Raw genomic sequence first — 1,450 nt, 5'->3', positions numbered from 1 at the left:
TGAAGTGACCCCATAAAGTTAGACAGATTATTTCATTAGGCAACCTTTTGGGCATGGGTCCGGTATTGTACCGGGCTCATGCCTTTTAGTTTTGCCTTAATTCTTTTATGATTATAGTACTTTATATATTTTGCTAGTTCTTTCTTAAAATGTTCTATACTCTTAAATTCTTTTCGATACAGAAATTCTGACTTCATGATGCCAAAGAAGTTTTCAATCACTGCGTTATCGTAACAGTTTCCTTTACGAGACATGCTTTGTGTAATGCCACGTTTAGTAAGGGAATGACGGTATTGTTTCATTTGATAGTGCCAACCTTGATCAGAATGGATTAAGAGTGTATCTTTGACGGTTAAGTGTTCAAACGCTTGGTCTAACATCGTTGAAACAAGTGAATAAGTTGGCCTTGAACCAATTGTGTATGTGATAATTTCACCATTAAATAAGTCCAACATTGGCGATAGATATAGCTTTTCTCCAAATAATTTAAACTCCGTAATATCCGTAACCCACTTTTCATTTGGTTTTTCAGCTTGGAAGTTGCGATTTAAAATGTTAGGTGCAATTTTTCCAACTGTTCCTTTATAAGAGCGATATTTTTTCATACGAACGAGACATTTTAATCCCAATTCTTTCATGATACGATACACTTTTTTATGATTTACTTTATGTCCGCGATTCGTAAGTTCATCACGAATACGACGGTAACCATAAAGCCCCTCATGTTCGTCATAAATGGTTCGAATCAATCCTTTTAGTTCTACATCTGAATCAGGACGATCGAATCTTTTAACCCAATAATAATACGTACTACGCGGAATACCTGCGGTCTGAAGTAGCACCTTCACTGAAAATTCATGCCTTAATTCATAGATTACTTGGGCTTTGTCTTGTTTCGTGATTTCTCCTTGTTTTGAACTAAGGCATTCAACTTTTTTAAATACGCATTTTCCATACGTAAACGCTCATTTTCCGCTTGTAGTGCCTCTATCGAGTCTTCAACTATTCCTTGATCTTTAGTTGTATTTGTTTTTTTCTTTTCCATGGATGGACGCCCCTTTTTCTTTGATTGTAGGGCATCCAATCCTCCTGTTTCATAAGCTACTTTCCATTTTCGAAGTGTTTCGTAAGAAGGAATATTGAAAAGCGCCGCTGTTTCCCTGATAGATGTCCCTTGTTCGTTCATATAATTAAGTACATCTAGTTTATACTGGGTAGAGTAGGCTGTATAGCGTTTTTTAAAAGCATTTTCACCTAAGGATTCATATTGTTTAATCCACTGATAGAGCATACTGGGGTGAACATCAATAGATTTAGCAATTGTTTTTCCACCTTCAGTCCCCTCTAAATATCGTCTTATCGCTCGTATTTTTTCTTTTGAAGAAAATTTAGCCATAAAAAAGTGCACCTCCAATTGTTAGACTGTGTCTAACAATCGGGGTGCACTTCA

General features: G+C 36.1%; 1 protein-coding gene. It reads right to left on the bottom strand.

Annotation, left to right across the window (positions count from 1 at the left end; genetic code table 11):
* Positions 1 to 35 precede the first annotated feature (35 nt).
* Positions 36 to 1,396 (bottom strand): IS3 family transposase gene (locus MR109_RS29580; RefSeq protein WP_242274855.1). Its coding sequence is split into 2 segments (ribosomal slippage): positions 36 to 940 and positions 940 to 1,396, totalling 1,362 coding nucleotides; the frame shifts between segments, so codons are not numbered across the junction.
* Positions 1,397 to 1,450: the final 54 nt, after the last annotated feature.

The sequence above is a fragment of the Bacillus cereus group sp. BfR-BA-01310 genome (assembly GCF_022664325.1).
In the GTDB taxonomy this organism is placed as follows: domain Bacteria; phylum Bacillota; class Bacilli; order Bacillales; family Bacillaceae_G; genus Bacillus_A; species Bacillus_A paramycoides.
Note: the sequence above shows the minus strand (reverse complement) of the source record. Positions and strands in the feature narration are given on the sequence as shown.